This is a genomic window from Phyllobacterium sp., from assembly GCF_037994425.1.
Classification (GTDB): Bacteria; Pseudomonadota; Alphaproteobacteria; order Rhizobiales; family Rhizobiaceae; genus Phyllobacterium.
In genome coordinates this window covers 1-22,003 of sequence record NZ_JBBNAM010000068.1, presented here as the reverse complement: position 1 = coordinate 22,003, position 22,003 = coordinate 1, and the positions used below count along the sequence as shown (strand labels likewise).

The window sequence follows — 22,003 nt, the reverse complement described above, 5'->3', positions numbered from 1 at the left end:
ACCAATACTTTCGCTTGATCTCCTGACAGAATACCCACGCTGGACGCTTAGGTGGTAAATGCCTTACGGCACACCAGTTTCTTCTTCGCAGAGTCAGCAGTTCAACCGCTCCCTGAGCTATTGCTGTGCGCAGTCGCGAAGCGGCGCGGGCCGATCTTCCAGCCATTTTCAGCGTTCTCGCAGGTATCGCGAGATGTGCGGCGCAAAGTGGGCGCGACCGCCTTGAACGCCTTCGAACTGCAGACTTGAAACAAAGCGGCCGTGCCTGCTTTGCGCAAGGCTGCCGCCCCGGCGCTCGTGAAACTGCGCATCGGTATCGCCACCATCGAAATCGGGCCGTGTGTCCTCAAGCTCTTGCAAAACCTTGCCCGGAACCACGTATCATGGACCTCGCTGTGGCTGACAACTTCCAGGGGCGCCTTCATTTGCTGTCCGCGTTAGTGGGATTCGAACGGCATCCGAGACCGTCAAGCCAATGTTTTCTAGAATCGCCGTGGCGCGCTCCTTGACGTCGGCAGGCAAACTTGGTGCTGGCGCTGTCTTCGTGACGCCTGTAATTAGCGCCCTTGACGTCGGATATAAGCGACGAGGTCGGCAATCTCGGAACGGGTCAGCGAGAGGTCCGGCATGCGCGAATGATGGGGGTTCGCCAGGAAGGCGGAAAGCGTTGCCTCGTCAAAACGCCCCGACCTATTGATTTGAGCGAAAGTGGGAACGGAGTCAGAGGCTTGCCGCTGCCCGGGCGCAACGACGTGACACTCTGAGCACCAACGCTCAGCAATCTTTCTGCCGCTGGCGATATCGGCCTCTGCACTCCCACAGGCGAATTCCACGAGCAGGACCATAGTGACGCTTAAGGACGCCCGGCATCCACGCTTCATTTGCATCGGAGCTCTTTGCTCCTTACTTTTGCTAACTGCCAACTCGCCGGTCCTCCGCCTGACATCGTATTCTGGCACAGTGCTTTGCCCTAGAACAGCGAGAAACGCCCAAACGCAGCCGTCAGCATCTCGATCTTGATCATGAACCCGACCGTCGGCGGCTTGCCAAAAAGCGACATGCTCCGAGCCGGTCAACTCTCTGCACCTGTGCCGGCACGGACCACGACTGGTTTCAGACTGGCGATGGCTGACGCGTAAGCGTAAAATGCAGTGTGGCGAGCCTGCCTTGACACGGATCAAACCCTCAATTGTCCGCCTGGTCTATAATGTTTCACGATGAATAAAGGGGATGCCGCGTTAGCGACGAGCGCAAGATCTGAGGCTTGACGCTGTGTGGCCCTTACGTCTCTGAGCCATGCAAACAACACAAGGAAAAATCTGATGCGTACGTTGGCTCTTCTGCCATTGATCACTTACCCGGATGCTAGTTCGGAAAAGGTAATTGTGAACGCCATCACTGTGGCGGCCCACCTTGGCGCCGATCTTCATGCACTCGCAATGAATGTGAACATTCCCGACGTTTCCAATGCATTCGCCGAAGTTCTATTGAACCTTCCTGAGATGGTCAGAGAAGCTGAACGCAATAGCCGCACCGCCGGTATCAGATTACTTACGGCCATTAAGCAGAAAGCAGCAGAAATGGATGTTGCTCTGACGACGGGCGAGATCACCGCGCACCCTGTCGGCTTTGGCGATGTAGCAGCAGTGGAAGCGCGATATAGCGATCTTTCGCTGATGGGATGGGAAGCAAAGAGCTCTGCAGGGCGAATGACAACTGAGGGACTTGTCTTCGGATCCGGCCGTCCAGTAATCCTGCTTCCCGATTTGGCCGCTATCGACGCGCTCGACCACGTCATGATTGCCTGGGATGGGAGCCGCGTTGCGGCGCGTGCGCTTGCAGATGCGCAGCCATTCCTGCAGCGTGCCAAGCGGACCTCGATCGTCACCATTCTGGACGAGAAGCCGATTCACGAAAAAAATATAGGTGAGCGGCTGGCAATTTCTCTGAGGCGGCGTGGTCTAGCTGTTGAATCTGCTTGTATCAACACTGAAGGCCGCCCGATCGGCGAGACACTTCAAAATCACGCCCTAAAAATTGGAGCGAAACTTCTCGTGATGGGCGGATATGGTCATTCGCGCATAAGGGATTTCGTGCTTGGTGGCGCGACCGAGGATGTTTTGAATGACGTTCGCTTGCCCATCTTACTATCGCACTGAGGCAGGATGGTTTGTGGTTGAGGAAGCATTCTCATCGAGAAGTCCTGAAGCTTTCAGCCTGAAACTGGAGTTGGACAGACCTGCGGTTGTGTGCTGTTCTTCGTTCCGACGCTTGGTGATATCCGCAGTGCACGCAGCGCGTTCAGGATGACGGCGAAGTCAATCGCCTCCTGCAGGAGCGCCCCCTGAACTGGCGTGAGGTAGCCAAGTGCTGCGGCAACCATCCCGGCCATTGCAAGGCCTATTCCCGCCACGACGCTTTCGAGCGCGATCCGGCGGGATCGACTGGCCACTTCCAGCCCCGAAAGGAGCCGGCCGAGATCGTCAACCAATAGAACTACGTCGGCAGCCTCAGCGGAGGCAGCCGCGCCCCTTGCCCCCATAGCCACGCCAATATCGGCAGCCGCAAGAGCCGGAGCGTCGTTGACGCCGTCTCCCACCATCATCACAGGGCCGTGTTTGCGCTCGGTCAGCACGAGCAAGACCTTCTGGTCCGGCGTCAGGTCAGCACGGACCGCGTCGAGACCGAGCCCGTCGGTCACTGCCTGAGCGACGGCACGGCGATCACCGGTGGCAAGCAGAATGCGGCCGATGCCGTGAAGGCGGGCGCCCGCAAGAAAGGTTGCCGTTTCCGCACGCAACGGGTCGGCCAGGACCAAAATTCCGACGAGCTGTCTCTCTACGGCAACGGCGACGAGCACAGAACCTGCTTCCGACACCTGATGCGGATTCTGCGGTGCGCCAATCCGGCGTATCACGAAATCCGTCCCGCCTACGACGACGGACCGGCCATCCACCCGCGCTGCGACGCCCTCTCCTGGAACTTCTTCAATGTCGGTCGGCACCGGCAGGACCATGTCGCGCGCGCGTGCCGAGGCAACGATCGCCTGCGCCATAGGGTGTTTTGATGCCTGGTCGGCTGCAGCGGCGAGATAAAGTACCTCGTCTGGCGGCAAGTCTGCATACGTACTGACCGACACGATCTGCGGGCGTCCGTCCGTCAGCGTGCCGGTCTTGTCGAGGATCAACGTCCGGACTCGAGCAAGCGCCTCGAGCGGCTTCGCGCCCTTGATCAACACGCCGAAGTGTGCCGCGCGCGACAGCCCCGCGACAAGTGCGATCGGTACCGCGAGAATAAGCGGGCATGGCGTAGCCACGACAAGCACGGCCACCGCGCGGATCGGGTCATTTGTCAGCCACCACGCGGCCGCTGCAAGCGTTACGGTAACTATCAGGAACAGGATTGAATAGCGGTCCGCTAATCGCGACATCGGGGCCTTTGACCGCTGCGCCTCCTCCACCAGATGGACAATGCCGGCATAGGTGCTTTCCGCCGCACGGCGGCTGGCACGCAGGTCGAAGGCCTCGCCCGCGTTGGCGGAGCCGCTCATTACTTCCTGACCGCGCATCAGTCTCACAGGCATTGATTCACCTGTCATGGCCGACTGGTCCACCACCGCACGCTTGCTCTCGACAGTTCCGTCGACGGGTGCGACGTCTCCCTGCCGGATCAGGAGAAGATCGCCGGGTACAATTGCGTCGAGTGAAACCTCGTCCAGCGCTCCGTCGCGGTGCCGGGTGGCCGTGCGCGGGACGCGCGCGAGGAGGTCGCGCATCTCGCGCCGAGCGCGGCCCTCGGCAAAGCTCTCGAGGAATGTGCCTCCGGAATACATCAGTGCGACGACAGCGGCGGCGAGCGTTTCTCCGAAGACGAGCGCGGCGGTCATGGACAGGGCCGCTACAATGTCGAGGCCGACCTCGCCCCTCCACAGGCTTCGAACAATCTCGAGGACGAGGGCCGCGAGGACAGTAATAACGCCCGCGACCCAGAACATCTCGGCGAGATAAATCCGTCCGGCGACCCTGAGGCCGATTCCCACTGCCAGGCCGGAGAGGGCAATGACTAGTACGACGATATTGAATCTGTCGCTGCCTTTCCCGCTCATCCTGGGTGCCCTCGTTCACGTTGCGCATTTGCGGCTGCCCAAACAGCCGCCACACGGACATTTGATTGAGTCCATCCTACGGGCCATCGCGGCGCCCGCCAAGGTGTGAGCAGCCCGCTCAATCCAGAATGATGGGTCGAAACATGATGCAGTCCGGTATGATGGGCGGAATGCCGATGTGGACGCTAACAAAGACGACACCCGAGGAACTTCAGGCGTTCATGCGCCCGTAACTCATTGAACGGTTCAGCGGGGGGAAGCCGATTCCGCCGACGCCTTGATTAGCATGAACAAGACGAGTGAAGCGCTCATAAGGGAGATATGTGCCTATAACGGCCGTCAAGTGTATACTCGTTTCAAAAAGAGGAGGAGCGCGAATGACGTCTTTCGCTTGGCAGCGGTTCGTCGACGAACCGTATCTCATAACCGAGATCGAAATTGTCCCCATCGTAAGTAAGGACAAGGTAGTTATCATCCATGTCCGCACCCGGGAACCGCGCCAAGCGAGGGCCGCGCTTTGGGCTCTCAAGGATGCGGTCACCGATCTCCTTGAAGCTTTGAAGGATGGTGATCTTGGCGTGATTGATGAGAATGGCGTGCACGGGTATGTCCGGGACCGGCCCCTGGATACGCCAATTCCGCCCATGTCTAAAGGTTTGTAAATTCCGATCGATCCGGCTTCTTGGGGGTATGGATGTCCAGTAAAGATCTGGCTGGGTGAAAGGCCATCGAGTGATGTTAATCGCACGCCAACGTCCTCAAGCACCGTGCTTTAAAAAGATTTTTTGCGACCCCTCCCTGTAAACGGCTGCCCGTTGGCCGAGCGCTTTCGATTGACATTCATCGGCGGATTTGGGGAGGAAGGCTGCCGGCGTTGTCACGTTGTTTGCGTTAAAGCGACCTGAAACGCCAGAACTCGAGATGAGGTGAGCAGCTGTTAGCTCCAGAGTCAAAGCCGGGCGTCCGGCACGAAGGCGAACTATTCAGCCGCTTCACGGACGGGGATCAAACGCCGCTCGACTTGCTGCAGATGCAGGCGCATGGCGGCTGCCGCTCCGCTAAGGTCTCGTTCGGCGATCGCTTCGACGATCCGTTCATGGTCTGTGAAACTGTGATGGTCGGCTGGAGGGCGCGTACCATCAGAGCGTAGACGACCCCATACCACAGTGCGGCGAACCGCATTCAGCACATCGAAAAGGCCGAGCAGCACGTTGTTGCTACTCGCCTGGGCGATTTGCCGGTGGAGCAGATTGTCGAGATTTTCATATTGTCGCCATGTGGCTGCATCGCGAGTCTGTGCGAGCGACTGTCGCATGGCAGCGATGTCGTCGAGGGTCGCATGCAGAGCCGCTTCGCGCGCAATCTCCGGCTCGATGATAAGTCGAGCGCGCATCACATCGGCGGGGTTTGTTCGTCCGGCGATCTCGGAAATGCCGATCGTCTCCTCAATGGGTCCGCTGCCGACGAAGGTACCCTTGCCGACGTGGCGCCAGATTCGGCCGTCTTTCTCAAGTACGGCCAGGGCCTTGCGCAGATCGCCGCGCGATACGCCCAGGGTCTCGCACAACTCCCTCTCGGCTGGCAATCGTGTTTCACCGGAAAGGTCCATCTGGCCCAGATACGCCTGAAGCTGCACCAGCGCAGCGTGGCCGCCGTCTCCAACATTATCCATTGGTTTGACCAATCTACATATTGATTCCAAATATTGGTGTTAATTCGAATACGACATTCCGTCAACTGTTGAGTTTGCGGTCTCTTTGGTCTCCAGCATCGCTCGAATTTGCTAATAAGGCTTGACCAATCCGGCTTCAATCTCTAACCATTTGGGAAATTGGTTACAAAAGACATGGGAGGATACAACAATGCCCAAGCTGTCCAGACGTGCCGTACTAGCCATTGCTTTTGCCACAGCCATCGTAACTACAATGCCATTTCAGGTTGCACATGCTGGCGACATGCGGATCGCATTTGGCGATCTGCCTGGAATAGAGTCCATCCAGACCCTCGCTGCAATCGAGCGCGCCAAGGAGCGCGGCGTTGCCGTCGATCTGATCGTTCTCAATGACGAGGACCTTGCCGCCCAGGCAATTGTCGGTGGTCAGGCCGATGTCGGAATCGGAACGCCTTATACCTTGATCCAGAAGGTAGGAGTGCCGATCCGCATCTTCGCCCAAATCTCCACATTGCGATTTTTCCCGGTGGTTAACAGCGAGTCCTACAAGACCTGGAAGGACCTCGATGGACAGGAAGTGGCGGTTCAGGCGCGAGGCTCAGGCACGGAGGCCGTCATGTTGCTGATGGCTAAGGCGAATGGTATCACGCTCGGCAAGATCAGCTATGTGCCAGGCTCTGAGGTCCGCCGCAACGCGTTGATCCAGGGAACCTTGAAAGCCTCGATCGTAGACGCGGCCAACCGACGTGCGCTCGAAGCAGAGGCGCCCGGCAAGTTCACTGTCCTGCCGGTCGACAATGTCAGCGCATCGGATGAGGCTTTGTTTGCGAGGGCGGACTACCTGAAGAGCAACGCGGCCGATGTCGACATTCTGGTCGAAGAATTGATGAAGACTGGACGTGAGATCACCGAAAATCCCGCTGTCGCGGTGGAGTTCCGCAACAAGTACAAGCTTTTGCCGGATCTCGGTGCGGATGCCGACAAGGAAATCGCGGAATACTACAAAGAAACCACTGAGGCGGGCAGCCTTGCTCTGAATGGTGGCGGCACCGACGCAGCGTCCGGCGACTTTGCTTTCTTTAGCCTGGCCGGTCAGATCGAAGGCGATCCGGCGACCCTCAAGGTCGACGATTTCTGGGATTTCGCGGCGATCGACCGCGCCGTGGCCAAGCTCGGCAAGAAATAGGAGCCCGGCCCATGGAGAGCAGTCTCAGGGCTGAGCGCCTCGCGTCTCGTTCGGGACGCGAGGCGGCGGCCGGCTGGCGGGACCAGCCGATTCTTCTGCGGTTCGTGTCAATCGCTTTATTTGCCGGTGCTTGGGAAATCGCCGGCCGGATCCCGGTGAGCTTCGCTTTTCCGACCTTCTCCGATACAATGATCGCATTCGTCAAATTGATTGCCGATGGCAGCCTGCCAACTGCATATCTTTCAACATTGCAACCCCTGCTGCTCGGAGTCGTTCTCTCGGCTTTCCTTGGCGTCGGCCTTGGTACGCTGTGCGGACTGTGGCGCACCGGTGAATGGCTGCTCGTTCCGGTGTTCATTGTGCTTCAGGCAGCCCCCGTCGCCGCCTTCATCCCCATGGTCACGTTCATCTACGGGATCGGCATGACGGCCAAGACGCTGGCCGTGATGATCCTTGCATTGCCTGTGATCGTGCTCAACACCTACAAGGCGGTGCGCAATGTGAACGAATCCCTGCTCGCCATGTGCCGGTCGTTTCTCGGGACACGGTGGCAGACCGTGGCCAAGATTATTCTTCCCGACGCCAGCCCGGTCATCTTCGCAGGGTTGCGCCTGGGTGTCGCAGCGGGATTCGTCGGCGTCGTTCTCGCCGAACTGCTCATCACACCGACCGGCATCGGCGATCTCATCACCTTCCACCGCTCGCGTGCCGACTATGCCGAGATGTATGCAACAATTGGCTCGATCATCGCACTTTCGACACTCACGCTTGTTGCGCTGCAGTGGATTGAGATCCGCGTGTTCAGGCCCGAGAAGCGAGGAGCATGACATGCGCGCCACCGTATTGCGTAATGGACCATCGCCAGTTCCAATGCCAACAGATTCGATTGTAGAGGTGAGGGGAATTTCCAAATACTACGGAAGCGTGGAGGCGCTCCGCAGTATCGACCTCGACTTTCCGAGGGGCAAATTGACCAGTCTTCTGGGTCCTAGCGGCTGCGGCAAGACCACACTGCTGAAGATCATCGCCGGTCTGATACGAGCCGATGCGGGCACCATCGCGATCGATGGAAAACACGTCACCACACCTGGACCCGAGCGGGCCTTCGTGTTCCAGGACTTCGCGCTGATGCCTTGGGCAACTGTGCTTCGCAACGTCGCATTTGGCCTTGAACTGCGCGGAATGGACAGGAACGAGCGGGAAAACATAGCCCGTCACTATATCGATGAAGTCGGTCTCGCCGGCTTCGCCGACAAATACCCTCACGAGCTTTCCGGGGGTATGCGCCAGCGTGTCGGATTGGCACGGGCACTTTCGGTGGATGCCGATGTTCTGCTCCTCGACGAGCCGTTTTCCGCGGTAGATGAACAGAATCGGCGGAAGTTCCAGGAAGACCTGATCCGGCTGCGCACCAATCAAAACAAGACGTTCATCTTTGTTACACACTCCATCGAGGAGGCCGTCTATATCTCTGACCGCATCGTGCTGTTGTCGCCGAGGCCCGGCAGGGTATCACAGGTCATCGAGCCACAAATCGATCGCTCCGGCGATCCGGAGCGCATTCATCGGGACAAACACTATCTCGATACCGTTGAGGAGATCTGGCAGGGGCTGAAGCAATATGTGGAGTAGACCAATGCCATCTGTCGCCAATCCCCAGAACCACAATCAACCCAGCCGTGTTCGTGAGGTACGCAAATGACGCTGTTTGGCTACCGCGTGCCGATGATGGCGTCTCTTCTCGTCTGGTGCGTGATCTGGGAAATCATCGGACGGACGAATCTGGTCTTCCTGCTCCCGCCCTTGAGCGAGGTGCTTGCCGCCGCTGTCAACCTCGTGCAGACCGCGTCCTGGCAGAACGCGACGATCACCACGCTGCGGGCATTTGTCATGGGAATGGCCTTGTCAATCGTGTTTGGAGTGCCGCTTGGTATTCTGATGGGCCGCGTCAAGGTAGCCGATGACCTGCTCGGCATGTGGGTGAACATTTTTTCCAGCGCTCCGCTTTCTGCGCTGGTTCCAGTCCTGATGATCCTCTTTGGCTTCGGCGAGCCCACGATCGTTGCAGCGGTGTTTCTGTTCGCGATCTGGATCATCGTTCTCGATACCCGCGCCGGTGTCCGGCATATTTCGCCGTCCCTTGTGGAGATGGCGCGGTCCTATGGCGCTTCCCGCCGTGCGCTCTACACCAAGGTCATTTTGCTGGCAGCACTTCCGGAAATCCTCGCCGGTATCCGCCTTGGCCTTATTCGCGGCGTCAAGGGCGTCGTAATCGGCCAATTGCTGGTTGCAATCGTCGGTTATGGCGCCCTGTTCGAAACGTTTTCACGAAACTTCCGCATGCCCGAATTCTGGGCCCTTACCATCATCCTTTTCGCCTTTGCCCTGTTGGTGGCCCAACTGATCGAGCAAGCAGAAGCGAAAGTCGAATATTACGCAGGAGCAAGATAATGAACATGGATAGCCCAGCATCAAACTACGTCATCGAACCAACGCCCGTCCCTGCCATCCCGGTTGCAGGGTCCGACCAGTTTTTCCCAGTACACCGGGTCTATTGCGTCGGCCGGAACTACGCTGCCCACGCGGTGGAGATGGGGCACGATCCCAATAAGGAGCCCCCATTTTTCTTTCAGAAGAATCCCGACAACCTCAATACGAGCGGACGATTTCCCTATCCTGCAGCATCCAACGATGTCCACTACGAGATCGAAATGCTGGTGGCGTTAAAGAGCGGCGGCACGGATATCCCCGTCGAGAAGGCACTTGATTGCGTCTACGGTTATGGCGTCGGTCTCGACATGACGCGGCGCGACCTGCAGGGCAAGGCCAAAGATATGGGTCGTCCGTGGGAAGTTGGAAAGGCTTTCGAAACATCGGCGCCGTGCACACCGCTGTTTGCTGCTGCCACGATCGGCCATCCCTCACAAGGCGTAATATGGCTGAACCTCAACGGGGAGCGAAAACAAACTGGAGATCTCAACCAGATGATCTGGAAGGTACCAGAGATGATCAGTTATCTGTCGGGCCTGTTTACCTTGATGCCTGGTGACATCATCTTTTCGGGAACGCCTGCTGGCGTTGGCGCTGTCAGTCGCGGCGATGTGCTCAAGGGTCATATCGACGGTGTCGGTGATCTGGAGGTCCGTGTCGTCTAAAAGCCAAGTCGGTCAACGATCAGATCTCAGGGGCAAAAAACACGCGCCTCCCAAAATGGCCATCCTCAGCCTTTTCATCGTGCATTTATCAATGGGATTCGATTTCGAGTGAACGTTTGATTTCGAGATGTCCGATGATATTGAACGACGTCATTGTGAATGCAGGCTTATCGCGCTATCGATGTGTTGCTGGCTATTGCGAGGGAGGGTTCACATGACCAAAGGCACAGTTAAATGGTTCAACTCAACAAAGGGTTTCGGCTTTATCCAGCCTGATGACGGCGGTGCAGATGTGTTTGTGCATATTTCTGCGGTTGAACGTGCAGGTTTACGCAGCCTCAATGACGGTCAGAAAGTCAGTTACGAGCTTGTGCAGGACAAGCGATCAGGCAAGGCATCGGCGGATCAATTGATTGCACTTTGATATGCATTAGCGCCTCAGGAGCGTGCAGTTAGAAATCCTATCGCAACAGACCTATGCGACAGGTGCGAACAGGGTAGGGGCATCTTTGGATGCCTCTATCTATTTTCCGCATGATGTCACGTTGGTCGATTACGGTACCTGCAGGATTGTCGGGGTCGGCTGATCTATTGGTTTGTGCCTTTTTGCTGATCGCCTGACCGTCCATTCGGTTTTGGGTCATTCAGGGCAAAGTGGTCGCAAGACTTCCTGGGTGGCGCTGATGTCGGCGATTATTTCTTCACGCACCCGGGCAAAATCCCTGCTTTCAAGCGCTTCGACAATAGCGATATGTCTACCTGAGGGCTCGGATTCGCCAGCGCGGATCAATGGAGCCACATGCGTCGACAGCATCCGCATATAAGGGCCAAACCGCAACCAGAGTGTTTCGATGAGCTGGATTAAAACATCCGATCCCGACGCCCGATAAATGGTGAAGTGGAACTGCTGGTTCTTGGTAATCAGCGTGTAGATATTCTTGTCACGCCCAATTTCCTTCTGTTCCGAGACTATCCCCTTGAGGACTTCGAGGTCCTTCGGCGTCAGTCGCGGCGCTCCCAGCTCTGTAGCCAGCGCTTCCACCACAATGCGGGCCCGGCACAGATCGTCCAGGCGCGCTGCAGTGACCACAGGCACACGCGCGGACCCGTTTGAGGCGATCTCAAGCGCATTTTCCGCTGCAAGTCGGCGCAGTGCTTCGCGCACGGGCATGTTGCTGGTCCCGAAGGTTTCAGCCAGACCTGCGATCGTCAAACTTTGCGCCGGATTGAACTGTCCGTTCATCAAGGCCTGGCGCAGCTGCTGATAAACGCCATCCTGAATCGTCGTGCGCGATGAGACGGGTCCCAAACTCATATCCACCGAGGCATTTTCCTTCTTCGTTTCCCTTACGATCTATTGGCCGGCCTTGAGAACAAGCCGGATTGTCAACTTCGATCTTGGTCCAGATAGCCCGAAATTTCTCGAGATTACAATCTCATCTGACGCGAAGCTGCAGCCAGACAAATTCCGCATTTTGCTCGATTGACGCATTATAGCATCTGTGATCAAATGATCACAGAAATATTTGAGGCATCGCATGTCGGGCTATTTCCTCTACCATTCCATAGGTACTTTTCCAGGAAAGGCCGTGGCCATGACCACGGCATTGGCTGGTTTTTCTGAAATATGGTCTGCGGAGGATGATGGTCAGTGGCCTGCGGCGCTCGCAGCGCGCAAACGCTTCATTAACCTCTGGAGCGCGTTGATCGATGCGCCTGCGGGATCATTGACGACAGCCGAAAATGTCACAACCGCGCTCTACAGTCTGGTCGGCGGCCTGCCAGAAGCGAGCCTTGCCGGGCGCCGCTTTCTCGTCGCGGCGGATTGCTTTCCCAGTCTGCATTTCATGCTCGCCAAGATCGCGCCCCGCTTTGGCTTCGTGCTCGACACAGTACCCATGAGGCCCGGCGAGAGATGGGTGCGCGAGGAAGACATGATAGCGCGCTGGCAGGACGATGTCGGCGTGGCGCTGCTGACGTTTGTCACGTCTACCGCCTCGCACCGTTCTGACGTTGCCAGGCTGGTCGACCATGGCCATCGCCTGGGAACGATCGTCGGTGCCGACATTACCCAGGGCGTGGGCGTCGCGCCATTCTCGATTGAACATACGCACGTGGATTTTGTTGTTTCGACATCGCTGAAATGGCTTTGCGGCACGTCCGGCGCCGGCATTCTTCAGGTGAGGCCTGATCTACTTTCCAGATGTGAGCCGGAACTGCGCGGCTGGTTCAGTCAGGACAATCCTTTCTCGTGGGACCTCGACCGCTTTACCTATGCGTCGGACGCCCGGCGCTTCGATCATGGAACGCCCGCGATCCTCGCCTCGGTCGCCTCACTACCGGGTCTTGAATGGGCGACCAGCGTCGGCGTCGACGCTATCCGTGCGCAGAATCTTGCATTGACGAACCGCCTTATCATGCGGTCACTCGAAAACGGCTGGATGGTTGGTTCGCCTCTTGATGAAGACAAGCGCGGGGGTAGCGTGATGCTTTCGCTTCCCGAAAGCCTTGATTCTGGCTGCATCGTTTCCGGCTTGCGTGAACAGAAACTCTATTGTGATGCTCGCGGATCAACCCTGCGTCTTTCGCCGGGCAGCGTGACAAACGTTGAGAGCGTCGATGCTCTTTGCGGCGCACTCGAACAATTGATGGAGTAGAGGTGCATCTCCTGATGAGGATGCAGGTTAGGTGCAGAATATCAAGCAATGCCACGAGCAGTGGCGATAACAGAGGGAAATTAAATGTTGAATCGTTTAGGTCTAATGGGAATGCTCATCGCGACGGGTCTCTTTGCCGCCGCACTCGCTATTGCCGCTGATACGATTGTCGTTGGTGCCTATCCGGCAAATCCGCCATGGGAATACAAGACCGCGTCGGGGGATTTTGAAGGCTTTGAGGTAGACGTCGTTAAAGAGGTTGCCAAACGGCTCAACATGAAACCTGAATTCCAGGATATGGGGTTTCAGGCACTCTTTGCTGCCACTAGTTCCGGCCGTATTGATTTTGCCATCTCGTCGATTTCGATCACCAATGATCGCCTCAAGAACCAGTCCTTCACTCAGCCCTATTATGACAGCGACGGTACGGTTGTCGGTAAAGCCGACTCCACGATCAAGTCGCTGGATGAATTGAAGGGCAAGACCATCGGTGTGATCGCCGGTTCCACTGGTGAGGCCTGGTCGAAGGTCAATGCTGAAAAGCTCGGCATCGCCGAAGTAAAGAGCTATGCCGCCCAGCAGGATCTTCTGATGGAAGTGCAGAACGGCCGTATCGAAGGCGGGGCAGGCGAGCTTGCAGGTTTTCAATATGCCATGACCAAGATACCCGGCCTCAAGATTTTGGTCCGTATTCCAACCGGCGAACGCTTCGCCATGATGGCGAAGAAGGATAGTCCGCTGGTGGAAAAAGTCAGCGAAACCATCTCGGCGATGAAAGCGGATGGTACGATGGCCGCGATCCACAAGAAGTGGTTCAACGTTGACCCCGAGCCGGGCACCAGCACGGTCAAGTCTCTCCCGGTCCCGAAGGCTGAATAATAGTTGATCGCCCGGCCGGTGCCTGTCACCGGCCATTCCGGCCATTTTGTCGGCTGCGAGCTCTCCACGTCACAGGCAGGCCTATGGAATTGATCAACACCTTCTTCAATTGGCAAATTCTGGTCGAATCCTTTCCAATCCTGTTGCGCGGGCTCGGCAACACCATCCTGCTCGGCTGCGCCGCCATCTTCTTCGGCTGTATCGCTGGGCTGATTCTGTGCCTGATGCGGCTCTATGGTCAGCGCTGGCTAAAGTATCTGGCGATTTTTTACATCGACGTCTTCCGGGCGCTGCCAATCCTCGTCGTCTTGATCCTGATCTACTATGCGCTGCCGCTGGCCGGCATCCGCTTTACTTCGTTCACTTCAGCAACGATCGCGCTGTCGATGGTGCTTGCCGCCTTTACCGCGGAAGTCTGCCGCGCTGGTATCGAGAATATTTCCAAGGGCCAGTTTGAAGCGGCGTCGGCGCTTGGCCTTTCCTTCTGGATCACCATGCGCAAGGTCATTCTTCCGCAGGCGTTGAAGGTCGTCATCCCGCCGCTTACCAGCAATTGCGTGTCGATCTACAAGGACACTTCACTGGCCTCCGTGGTCGCCATGCCGGACCTGCTCAAACAGGCGACCGACGCACAGGCATTGATGGCCAATCCGACGCCGTTGATCGGCGCTGCAATTATCTATCTCGCCTTTCTATGGCCACTCGTTCGACTGGTCAGTCATCTCGAGGAGCGCGGCAAGCAGCAGCACGCGAGATGAACCGCCACCAGTCAACCATTCCAGCACGAGCATGAATGCGCAATTTATTCAGGGAGCAGCTATGACCCAGTACCACATGATTAAGGCCGATGCGAACGAGCCGGTGTTTCCGATCGACGCCGTGCGTTCGATGTTTCCTGCATTGAAAAAGGCCGGGGACTTCATTTTCTTCGATAATGCGGCCGGTGCACAAATTCCACAGAGCGTACTGGATGCGGTGCAGTCCCATCTTGTCGATTTCAACGTTCAGCGCGGTGGCCGTTATGGTCGAAGCGTGCAGGTCGACAAGGCTGTGGCCGATGCACGCGAGAGCGTGGCGCTTCTCATCAATGCCCGCGATCCACAGGAAATCTGCTTCGGTATGAATGCGACGTCGTTCATCCGCCTGGTCAGTCTCGGCGTTGGCCAGATGCTGCAGGAGCGCGATGAGATCATCGTCACCGACATGGATCACGATGCTAATATTGCGACCTGGCTCGCTCTTGAATCGGCCGGTGCGAAATTCGTTTGGTGGCGGATGCGGGAAGACGGCAACCTGCATGTCGATGACCTGCGTCCCCTGGTCAACGAGCGCACCCGTCTGGTTGCTTGCACGGTCACTGCGCATTCGATCGGATCGATTGTCGATGTCGCGTCCGTGGCGAAGATCGCCCATGCGGCGGGCGCCGAAGTATTCCTTGATTGTGTGCACTACGGGCCGCATGGTCTGATCGACGTTCAAGCTTGGGATTGCGATTATCTGGTCTGCTCCGGCTACAAGAATTTCTCGCCGCACATGGGTTTCCTGTGGGGCCGCTTTGAAACGCTGAAGCGTTTGCCGACATTTCGCGAAGATTTCATTCCCGATGTGCCTCCGCACAAGATCGAAGCGGGAACGTTCATCTATGAAAACGTCTCTGGCATGGACGCAGCGGTGAGATATCTGGAATCGGTCGGCCGGAACTTCGCTCCGTCCAACAATCGCGAGCGCCGCGAAAACATCGTTGCCGGCATGAGCAAGATCCGCACCTATGAGCTTCAGCTCGCAACCGAAATGCTGCGTGTCCTTAAGGATTGCGGTGCCATCATTTATGGCGTCAGCGATTTCGCCCGTCTTAACGAGCGCGTCCCGACCTTCTGCTTCAACATCGGTAATCTGTCGCCGAAACTGGTCACAGAAGAGATGTCCGATATGATGATCGGTATCCGCGATGGCCACATGTATGCGCCGCGCCTGATGAAGCGCCTCAATCTGAGCATGGAAAGCGGCGCGATCCGCCTCTCGCTCGTGCACTACAATACAATGGAGGAAATTCATCGCTTTGAGAAAGCGCTGAAGACCGTGATCGAACGGCACGCTTGAGGTGTTTTCGCGGCGAATTGATCGCAAACATCATCATTATGCAGTAACTTGCAACCGGGGAACCGCAGCCTCAAAGGTGCGAAAAAGGGAAGAGGAAGATAACTGATGAAGACCAATGAAGTTCTTGGCCAGCTGGCCGAATTGCTCCTTTCCGGTGGCGTGGAAGTGGTGGATCTGGCCGCCGAACTCGGACCGGAAACGCCCTTGATCAAACTGCCGCCGGAGTTGGCCGTCGATACGCCGAAAATCGAAATCCACGAGATATCTGCCTACGACAAGAATGGACCCTGGTGGGCCTGGAACTGGCTCAAGCTTGGCGAGCATTCCGGCACACATTTCGATGCGCCGAAGCATTGGATCACCGGCAGGGACTATCCTGATGGCTGGACCGATACGATCGCCCCGAAGAATTTCGTGGCGCCCGTCAATGTCATCGATTGCTCCAGGGAGGCCGCAGAAAATCACGATTTCCTGTTGACCGCCGATCACGTAAAATTATGGGAGGCCAGGTATGGCGCCATCCGCCCTGGCGAATGGGTGGTGATGCGCACGGACTGGTACAAGCGCAACGGCTCGGAGGCGAATTTCCTCAACGCCAATGAAACCGGTCCTCATACGCCCGGACCGACGGCCGAGGCCATCGAATACATTATTTCGACGGGCGCGATCGGCTGGGGCAGCGAAACGATTGGAACCGATGCTGGTCAGGCTGGCGGCATGACCCCGCCATTTCCTGCGCACAGCCTGATGCACAAGGCCAATCGTTATGGTCTTGCCAGCCTCTGTAATCTCGACCGTCTGCCGGCCAAGGGCGCGATCCTGATCGCTGCGCCACTGAAGATCAAGAACGGTACAGGTAGCCCGACGCGCGTCCTCGCTCTCGTACCAAAGGCGTGACGATCAGGGGAAGGGAGCTGACATGAGGAGGCTTTCAAATGGCTGAGCGGTCATTCGCAAAAGAAGTCGAAAAGCTGAGGCTCGGTGCCGGTGAGGAATTCTCCGGCGAAGGCATCCTGGCGATCACCAAGGCGCTGCTGCAATGCGGTGTCGGATATGTCGGTGGTTACCAAGGCGCCCCTATCAGCCACCTCATGGACGTGCTTGCCGATGCGCAGGAGATCCTTGGCGAACTCGGCGTCCATTTTGAGGCGAGCGCCTCGGAGGCAACGGCTACGGCTATGCTCGCAGCTTCGGTCCATTATCCGATCCGTGGCGCTGCAACCTTCAAGTCTACCGTCGGCACCAATGTCGCTTCCGACGCTCTCGCCAATCTTGCATCGGGCGGCGTTACCGGCGGAGCGCTCCTCATTGTGGGCGAAGACTATGGCGAGGGCTCCTCCATCATGCAGGAACGCAGCCACGCCTTTGCCATGAAGAGCCAGGTCTGGCTTTTGGATCCGCGCCCGAACCTGCCATCAATCGTCAAGTCGGTGGAAGTCGGCTTCGAGCTTTCCGAAGCCTCCAACACACCGGTCATGCTGCTCGTTCGCATTCGCTGCTGTCACGTCCACGGGCAGTTCACAGCCAAGGACAACAAGCGTCCGGCAATGACCGTCGCCGAAGCGCTGGATTCGCCCCGGCGCGACACCCAGCGTATTGTCCTACCACCGGCCTCATTCATGCATGAAAAAGAGAAGGTGGAGAAACGCTGGCCTGCGGCCGTCGATTTCATTCGCTCACGCAAGATCAACGAGTTCTTTGGACCCGACACCGCAAAAGTCGGGATCGTCCTGCAGGGCGGTATGTATAATGCCGTCATTCGAGCATTACAGCGCATCGGCCTTGCCGATCTTTACGGCGACACGCAGGTGCCGCTCTATGTCCTGAACGTTGTCTATCCCCTCGTCGACGACGAGTTCCTACGTTTCTGCGGTGGCAAGGATGCGGTTCTTGTCATCGAGGAAGGCCAGCCGAACTTCATCGAACAGGCCTTGGCATCGATGTTACACAAGGCCGATCACACCACGCGCATCGTTGGCAAGGAGGTCATGCCGATGGCCGGTGAGTATACTGGCCAGGTCATGTTCGACGGCATCGGTGCTTTCCTGCGCGAACGCGCGCCACATCTGCTTCCCGCCCAAATCCGCGCGCCCAATACCGCAGAGCATTCGCAGGACATTTCCGACTTGACCGCTTTGGTACCTGGGCGACCGCCCGGCTTCTGCACCGGCTGCCCGGAGCGGCCTATCTTCGCTGCGACCAAGCTCGTTGAAAAGGAGCTGGGACCACATCACATCGCTTCGGATATTGGCTGCCACCTGTTTTCGATCATGCCGCCATTTGAGTTGGGCGCAACGACGATGGGGTACGGCCTTGGTCCAGCGTCGGCCTCGGCGTTCAATTCGCCCGATGCAAATCGCCGTTCGATCTCGTTCGTCGGCGATGGGGGCTTTTGGCACAACGGCCTGACTTCATCGATAGGCAACGCCGTGTTCAACCGCAATGACGGCGTGATCGTCATCGTCGACAACTATTATTCCGCCGCAACTGGCGGACAGGACATCCTGTCGTCGCGTGCCAGCAACCGGTCAAAATCGACGAAACATCCGATCACCAAAGCGCTCGAAGGCATGGGCGTCAAGTGGGTTCGCCACATCGAGCGGACCTATGATGTCAGCAAGATGCGCGATACGCTGCGCGAGGCACTGACCACCGATGAGAAAGGCCCCAAAGTTATCGTTGCCTCGTCGGAATGCATGTTGAATCGCCAGCGCCGGGAAAAGCCGCTGGTCGACCAGGCGATCAAGGGCGGAGAGCGCATCGTCAAACCGAAATTCGGCATCGATGAGGATATCTGTACCGGTGATCACGCCTGCATGCGGCTTTCCGGCTGTCCGTCCCTCTCGGTGAAGACGCTTGATGATCCGCTGCGCGACGATCCGGTTGCCCATATCGATCAGAGCTGCGTCGGCTGCGGCAATTGCGGCGAAGTGGCGGATGCGGCCATTCTTTGCCCGTCGTTTTACCGCGCCGATGTCGTGCACAACCCCGGTCCGTGGGACAGGTTTGCCGATACCATGCGCCGCAAACTGATCGGGGCAATCCAGAACTGGCGCGAGCGTCGGCGCCTGGAGTTTATGGACGCGTAGGATGGCCGATCAATCACTCGCAAAAGATATCGTGGAAACCGACAAGATCATCAAGTTGGCTGTGCTCGCCGTTGGCGGCCAGGGCGGAGGGGTGCTTGCCGATTGGATTACCGAAGTCGCTGAGCGCAATGGCTATCGGGCTCAGTCAACTTCGGTAGCCGGTGTGGCGCAGCGTACCGGCGCGACGATCTACTATATTGAGATGTGTCGCGATATCGGCCGGCAACCGGTTTTCGCGCTGTCACCGGCTCAGGGCGATGTCGACATTCTAATTGCTGCTGAACTAATGGAAGCGGGCCGCGCCATCATTCGCGGGTTCGTCACGCCAAACCGCACGACGCTCATTGCCTCCTCGCACCGTATTGCCGCAGTCTCGGAAAAGATCGTGCCTGGCGATGGCCGCGCACCTTCTGACCAGGTCATGACGATTGCGAAGGGTGCAGCCAAGCGGTTTATCAGCTTCGACATGGAGAAGATCGCCATCGATGCCGGTTCGATGATTTCGGCAAGCCTGCTTGGCGCACTTGCCGGTTCGGGCGCACTGCCATTTCCGCGCGCGACCTACGAGGAAGTGGTCGGGAACTCGGGCAGAGGTGTAAAGGCGAGCCTGACTACCTTTGCGGCGGCCTATGATCGCGCGCGGGACGAAAGTAGTGCCGCCAAAGCGCCAACGCCGGAGGTCCAGCCGTCGAAGTCTCGCGTTAGTGGACCCCCACGCCTCGTGTCGCAGTGGCGCTCCCTAAGCACACGCATCGACGCTTATCCCGAAGCGATCCGTGACATGGCCGTGCGCGGTCTGCGCAAGGTGATCGACTATCAGGACATCGCCTACGGCCGCGAATATCTCGACCGGCTAAATGAGGCGGTGAAGCTGGATCGTCCCGAGCATGATTTCGCCCTTTCTCTTGCCGCGGCGAAGCACCTGGCCAACGCCATGTGCTACGACGACATGATCCGCGTCTCCGATCTCAAGACTCGGTCGAGGCGCGACAGCCGCGTGCGTGCCGAAGTCGGAGTCAAGGATGGTACGGTCCTGCAGCTCACAGAATATTTTCATCCACGGATCGAAGAGTTCTGCGGCACCATGCCCTCGGCGCTTGGCCTTTATATCGAAAGCCGGCCTAAGCTCTCCGCTTGGCTTGACCGGCGCATCAACCGTGGCCGCCACATCCGTACCGACAGCATGACCGGCTTCGCCATGCTCTGGTTCATCGGTGGGCTGCGTCGCTGGCGCCGGTCCCTGCTGCGCCATCAGGTGGAAATGCAGCACTTGCAGCGCTGGTATCAACTTGCCCTGGATCATGTTTCGGCGGACTATGCTCTTGCGGTTGAAATCCTCAACTGCCGCCGCTTGATCAAGGGCTATAGCGATACCCACGCACGTGCCTCGTCCAAGTTCGACCGAGTTCTCTCGGGGCTCGAACTCGTGAAGGGACGCGCCGACGCCTCCGACTGGATCCGGCGGCTGCGCGAGGCTGCTTTAAAGGACGAGAAGGGCACCATGCTGGATGGTGCCCTGAAGACGGTCGCCACGTTGACCTGAATCGGTCTCTTAAATATTGACGAGAAACCGTTGAACGTGTTTGCCGCTGTCAACTTGGAATGACTGCGGTCGCCTCGATCTCCACCAGGGCGCGATCCTCAAGCAGTGCCATGACTTGGACCAGTGTCATGGCGGGGTAATGGCGGCCAAACACGCGGCGATAGGCTTCGCCGAGCCGCCTCTGCTCGGCTACATAGGCCTTCTTGTCGGTAATGAACCAGGTGAGCCGCACGATATCCGTCGGCTCTGCGCCAGCGCTGGTCACCACATCGGCGATATTGCGCATGGCCTGCTCAGCCTGTTCGACAAAGTCGTCCGTCTCGAACTGCTGATCCTTGGTCCAGCCAATCTGCCCGCCGATAAACAATGTCTTGCCTTCGCCAATCACGCCGTTCGAATAACCCTTTGCCGGTGGCCAGCCCTGCGGATGCACAATTTCTACCATGCTGTTTTCCTACCTTCGTCTTTAATGCTGATTTGCTTTTCGCAATTGGAAGCGTTGTATCTTTCCCGTTGCCGTTTTCGGCAGGGCATCGACGAACTTGATCGACCGCGGATATTTGTACGGTGCGATCACCTCCTTGACGTGGTCCTGGAGCCGCTTGACCGTCAACTCATCTGCTGCAATGCCGGCGCAGAGAACGATATGTGCCTGGACAATCTGGCCGCGCGCTTCGTCCGGCGCTCCGATAACCGCGCATTCGCTGACGTCTGGATGGGCCAGCAAAGCCGCTTCCACCTCGGGGCCTGCAATGTTGTAGCCCGACGAGATGATCATGTCGTCCGAGCGCGCGGCGAAATGGAAATAACCTTCCTCGTCCTGGATGAATGTATCGCCGGTGAGGTTCCAGCCATTGCATACATATTTCTTCTGGCGATCATCGGCCATATAGCGGCAGCCCGTCGGGCCGCGGACGGCGAGCCCGCCGATCTCGCCGCGCGGCACTTCGCGCATATCCTCATCGACGATGATTGCTTCATAGCCGCCAACCGGCTTGCCAGTTCGTCCCGGACCTGAATCGTGAAGACGGTTGCTGATGAAGATGTGCAACATTTCCGTCGAACCGATGCCGTCGAGCAGCGGTTTGCCGGTCTTCGCCATCCAGGCCTCGTAGATCGGTGCAGGCAGCGTCTCTCCAGCCGAGACTGCAACACGCAACGAGGAGAGGTCCGCGCCCTCATTCATCGCCTGCAGCATGACGCGATAGGCAGTCGGCGCTGTAAAGCTGATCGTGGCCTTATAGGTTTCGATGATTTCGATCATCTTCGGCGGTGTTGCCTGCTCAAGCAGTGTCGCGGCGGCGCCGAACCGCAGCGGAAAGATCGCCAGGCCGCCAAGGCCGAAGGTGAAGGCGAGGGGCGGCGATCCGACAAATATGTCGTCCGGCTGCACATTCAGCACTTCCTTGGCATAGGCGTCGGCGATCATCAGAAGATCACGGTGGAAATGCATTGTCGCCTTGGGTTCACCGGTGGTGCCGGAGGTAAATCCGAGCAGGGCAACATCGTCGCGCCCGGTCTTTACAGCCTCGAAGCGGACCGGCTTGTCGAGCGCAATCCGGTCGAGTTCCGCGTCATGATTTGCAGTTCCGTCGAATCCGACAACCTGTTTCAAGA

General features: G+C 57.8%; 21 protein-coding genes and 1 pseudogene. 15 read left to right on the top strand and 7 right to left on the bottom strand.

Annotated elements, in window-relative coordinates:
- Window positions 1–101: 101 nt before the first annotated feature.
- Window positions 102–311 carry a hypothetical protein gene (locus AAAB35_RS04720; RefSeq protein WP_340667069.1) on the bottom strand — a complete coding sequence of 70 codons (210 nt, stop codon included), beginning with the start codon at window positions 309–311 and terminating at the stop codon, window positions 102–104.
- Window positions 268–522, bottom strand: a pseudogene (locus AAAB35_RS04715) (type II toxin-antitoxin system RelB/DinJ family antitoxin); the annotation flags it as partial. The gene AAAB35_RS04720 and the pseudogene AAAB35_RS04715, both read right to left, overlap by 44 nt.
- A gap of 800 nt (window positions 523–1,322) precedes the next feature.
- On the opposite strand from AAAB35_RS04715, the gene AAAB35_RS04710 reads away from it, so the two are divergent.
- Window positions 1,323–2,159 (top strand): universal stress protein, encoded by an 837-nt coding sequence (locus AAAB35_RS04710; RefSeq protein ID WP_340667066.1) that lies wholly within the window; start codon window positions 1,323–1,325, stop codon window positions 2,157–2,159.
- 53 nt (window positions 2,160–2,212) lie between these two features.
- Here AAAB35_RS04710 and AAAB35_RS04705 read toward each other — a convergent pair whose 3' ends face one another.
- Window positions 2,213–4,105: a heavy metal translocating P-type ATPase gene (locus tag AAAB35_RS04705; protein ID WP_340667065.1), complete on the bottom strand. Its 1,893-nt coding sequence runs from the start codon at window positions 4,103–4,105 to the stop codon at window positions 2,213–2,215.
- A gap of 377 nt (window positions 4,106–4,482) precedes the next feature.
- On the opposite strand from AAAB35_RS04705, the gene AAAB35_RS04700 reads away from it, so the two are divergent.
- Complete coding sequence (locus tag AAAB35_RS04700; protein ID WP_340667064.1) at window positions 4,483–4,767, top strand: hypothetical protein; 285 nt, start codon at window positions 4,483–4,485, stop codon at window positions 4,765–4,767.
- Between the two features lie 317 nt (window positions 4,768–5,084).
- Here the strand turns inward: AAAB35_RS04700 and AAAB35_RS04695 are convergent, their stop codons facing one another.
- The gene (locus AAAB35_RS04695) at window positions 5,085–5,777 is read right to left on the bottom strand and encodes an FCD domain-containing protein (protein WP_340667063.1); all 693 of its coding nucleotides are present in this window, start codon (window positions 5,775–5,777) and stop codon (window positions 5,085–5,087) included.
- 190 nt (window positions 5,778–5,967) lie between these two features.
- Here AAAB35_RS04695 and AAAB35_RS04690 point away from each other — a divergent pair, with 190 nt between their 5' ends.
- From AAAB35_RS04690 to AAAB35_RS04665, 6 genes are all read left to right on the top strand, one after another.
- Window positions 5,968–6,963: an ABC transporter substrate-binding protein gene (locus AAAB35_RS04690; protein WP_340667062.1), complete on the top strand. Its 996-nt coding sequence runs from the start codon at window positions 5,968–5,970 to the stop codon at window positions 6,961–6,963.
- 11 nt (window positions 6,964–6,974) lie between these two features.
- Window positions 6,975–7,790 (top strand): ABC transporter permease, encoded by an 816-nt coding sequence (locus tag AAAB35_RS04685; RefSeq protein ID WP_340667061.1) that lies wholly within the window; start codon window positions 6,975–6,977, stop codon window positions 7,788–7,790.
- A gap of 1 nt (window position 7,791) precedes the next feature.
- Window positions 7,792–8,595 (top strand): ABC transporter ATP-binding protein, encoded by an 804-nt coding sequence (locus tag AAAB35_RS04680; RefSeq protein ID WP_340667060.1) that lies wholly within the window; start codon window positions 7,792–7,794, stop codon window positions 8,593–8,595.
- A 66-nt stretch (window positions 8,596–8,661) separates the two neighbouring features.
- Window positions 8,662–9,414: an ABC transporter permease subunit gene (locus tag AAAB35_RS04675; protein WP_340667059.1), complete on the top strand. Its 753-nt coding sequence runs from the start codon at window positions 8,662–8,664 to the stop codon at window positions 9,412–9,414.
- Window positions 9,415–9,419: 5 nt separating this feature from the next.
- A complete protein-coding gene (locus tag AAAB35_RS04670) occupies window positions 9,420–10,118 on the top strand; it encodes a fumarylacetoacetate hydrolase family protein (RefSeq protein ID WP_340667068.1) in 699 nt (232 codons plus the stop codon).
- A gap of 214 nt (window positions 10,119–10,332) precedes the next feature.
- Window positions 10,333–10,542 (top strand): cold-shock protein, encoded by a 210-nt coding sequence (locus AAAB35_RS04665; RefSeq protein WP_340667058.1) that lies wholly within the window; start codon window positions 10,333–10,335, stop codon window positions 10,540–10,542.
- Window positions 10,543–10,758: 216 nt separating this feature from the next.
- On the opposite strand, the gene AAAB35_RS04660 is transcribed toward AAAB35_RS04665, so the two are convergent.
- Window positions 10,759–11,433 (bottom strand): GntR family transcriptional regulator, encoded by a 675-nt coding sequence (locus AAAB35_RS04660; protein ID WP_340667067.1) that lies wholly within the window; start codon window positions 11,431–11,433, stop codon window positions 10,759–10,761.
- Window positions 11,434–11,656: 223 nt separating this feature from the next.
- Between AAAB35_RS04660 and AAAB35_RS04655 the strand changes: the two genes are divergently transcribed.
- The 7 genes from AAAB35_RS04655 (at window position 11,657) to AAAB35_RS04625 (ending at window position 20,386) form a co-directional block, all read left to right on the top strand.
- Complete coding sequence (locus tag AAAB35_RS04655; RefSeq protein ID WP_340667057.1) at window positions 11,657–12,775, top strand: aminotransferase class V-fold PLP-dependent enzyme; 1,119 nt, start codon at window positions 11,657–11,659, stop codon at window positions 12,773–12,775.
- Window positions 12,776–12,859: 84 nt separating this feature from the next.
- A complete protein-coding gene (locus tag AAAB35_RS04650; protein WP_340667056.1) occupies window positions 12,860–13,654 on the top strand; it encodes an ABC transporter substrate-binding protein in 795 nt (264 codons plus the stop codon).
- Window positions 13,655–13,737: 83 nt separating this feature from the next.
- On the top strand, window positions 13,738–14,412 hold the full coding sequence (locus AAAB35_RS04645) for an amino acid ABC transporter permease (RefSeq protein ID WP_340667055.1): 675 nt from the start codon (window positions 13,738–13,740) through the stop codon (window positions 14,410–14,412).
- 61 nt (window positions 14,413–14,473) lie between these two features.
- Entirely contained in the window at window positions 14,474–15,754 is a 1,281-nt protein-coding gene (locus tag AAAB35_RS04640) for a cysteine desulfurase-like protein (protein WP_340667054.1), read from the top strand.
- A gap of 105 nt (window positions 15,755–15,859) precedes the next feature.
- Window positions 15,860–16,651, top strand: a complete 792-nt coding sequence (locus tag AAAB35_RS04635; RefSeq protein WP_340667053.1) for a cyclase family protein — start codon at window positions 15,860–15,862, stop codon at window positions 16,649–16,651.
- 38 nt (window positions 16,652–16,689) lie between these two features.
- A complete protein-coding gene (locus AAAB35_RS04630; protein ID WP_340667052.1) occupies window positions 16,690–18,843 on the top strand; it encodes an indolepyruvate ferredoxin oxidoreductase subunit alpha in 2,154 nt (717 codons plus the stop codon).
- Window position 18,844: 1 nt separating this feature from the next.
- Entirely contained in the window at window positions 18,845–20,386 is a 1,542-nt protein-coding gene (locus AAAB35_RS04625; RefSeq protein ID WP_340667051.1) for an indolepyruvate oxidoreductase subunit beta family protein, read from the top strand.
- A 49-nt stretch (window positions 20,387–20,435) separates the two neighbouring features.
- Here AAAB35_RS04625 and AAAB35_RS04620 read toward each other — a convergent pair whose 3' ends face one another.
- Entirely contained in the window at window positions 20,436–20,831 is a 396-nt protein-coding gene (locus tag AAAB35_RS04620; RefSeq protein WP_340667050.1) for a RidA family protein, read from the bottom strand.
- Window positions 20,832–20,852: 21 nt separating this feature from the next.
- Window positions 20,853–22,003 (bottom strand): AMP-binding protein (locus tag AAAB35_RS04615; RefSeq protein ID WP_340667049.1); only part of this gene is annotated, 1,151 nt, incomplete at its 5' end.

Excerpts from the sequence above, each read along its gene's own strand:
- AAAB35_RS04685 (WP_340667061.1), top strand. The coding sequence starts at position 6,975 with ATGGAGAGCAGTCTCAGGGCTGAGCGCCTCGCGTCTCGTTCGGGACGC.
- AAAB35_RS04720 (WP_340667069.1), bottom strand. The coding sequence starts at position 311 with ATGCGCAGTTTCACGAGCGCCGGGGCGGCAGCCTTGCGCAAAGCAGGC.
- AAAB35_RS04635 (WP_340667053.1), top strand. The coding sequence starts at position 15,860 with ATGAAGACCAATGAAGTTCTTGGCCAGCTGGCCGAATTGCTCCTTTCC.
- AAAB35_RS04640 (WP_340667054.1), top strand. The coding sequence starts at position 14,474 with ATGACCCAGTACCACATGATTAAGGCCGATGCGAACGAGCCGGTGTTT.
- AAAB35_RS04670 (WP_340667068.1), top strand. The coding sequence starts at position 9,420 with ATGGATAGCCCAGCATCAAACTACGTCATCGAACCAACGCCCGTCCCT.
- AAAB35_RS04675 (WP_340667059.1), top strand. The coding sequence starts at position 8,662 with ATGACGCTGTTTGGCTACCGCGTGCCGATGATGGCGTCTCTTCTCGTC.
- AAAB35_RS04630 (WP_340667052.1), top strand. The coding sequence starts at position 16,690 with ATGGCTGAGCGGTCATTCGCAAAAGAAGTCGAAAAGCTGAGGCTCGGT.
- AAAB35_RS04705 (WP_340667065.1), bottom strand. The coding sequence starts at position 4,105 with ATGAGCGGGAAAGGCAGCGACAGATTCAATATCGTCGTACTAGTCATT.
- AAAB35_RS04700 (WP_340667064.1), top strand. The coding sequence starts at position 4,483 with ATGACGTCTTTCGCTTGGCAGCGGTTCGTCGACGAACCGTATCTCATA.
- AAAB35_RS04665 (WP_340667058.1), top strand. The coding sequence starts at position 10,333 with ATGACCAAAGGCACAGTTAAATGGTTCAACTCAACAAAGGGTTTCGGC.
- AAAB35_RS04710 (WP_340667066.1), top strand. The coding sequence starts at position 1,323 with ATGCGTACGTTGGCTCTTCTGCCATTGATCACTTACCCGGATGCTAGT.
- AAAB35_RS04655 (WP_340667057.1), top strand. The coding sequence starts at position 11,657 with ATGTCGGGCTATTTCCTCTACCATTCCATAGGTACTTTTCCAGGAAAG.
- AAAB35_RS04660 (WP_340667067.1), bottom strand. The coding sequence starts at position 11,433 with ATGAGTTTGGGACCCGTCTCATCGCGCACGACGATTCAGGATGGCGTT.
- AAAB35_RS04625 (WP_340667051.1), top strand. The coding sequence starts at position 18,845 with ATGGCCGATCAATCACTCGCAAAAGATATCGTGGAAACCGACAAGATC.
- AAAB35_RS04690 (WP_340667062.1), top strand. The coding sequence starts at position 5,968 with ATGCCCAAGCTGTCCAGACGTGCCGTACTAGCCATTGCTTTTGCCACA.
- AAAB35_RS04620 (WP_340667050.1), bottom strand. The coding sequence starts at position 20,831 with ATGGTAGAAATTGTGCATCCGCAGGGCTGGCCACCGGCAAAGGGTTAT.
- AAAB35_RS04645 (WP_340667055.1), top strand. The coding sequence starts at position 13,738 with ATGGAATTGATCAACACCTTCTTCAATTGGCAAATTCTGGTCGAATCC.
- AAAB35_RS04680 (WP_340667060.1), top strand. The coding sequence starts at position 7,792 with ATGCGCGCCACCGTATTGCGTAATGGACCATCGCCAGTTCCAATGCCA.
- AAAB35_RS04650 (WP_340667056.1), top strand. The coding sequence starts at position 12,860 with ATGTTGAATCGTTTAGGTCTAATGGGAATGCTCATCGCGACGGGTCTC.
- AAAB35_RS04695 (WP_340667063.1), bottom strand. The coding sequence starts at position 5,777 with ATGGATAATGTTGGAGACGGCGGCCACGCTGCGCTGGTGCAGCTTCAG.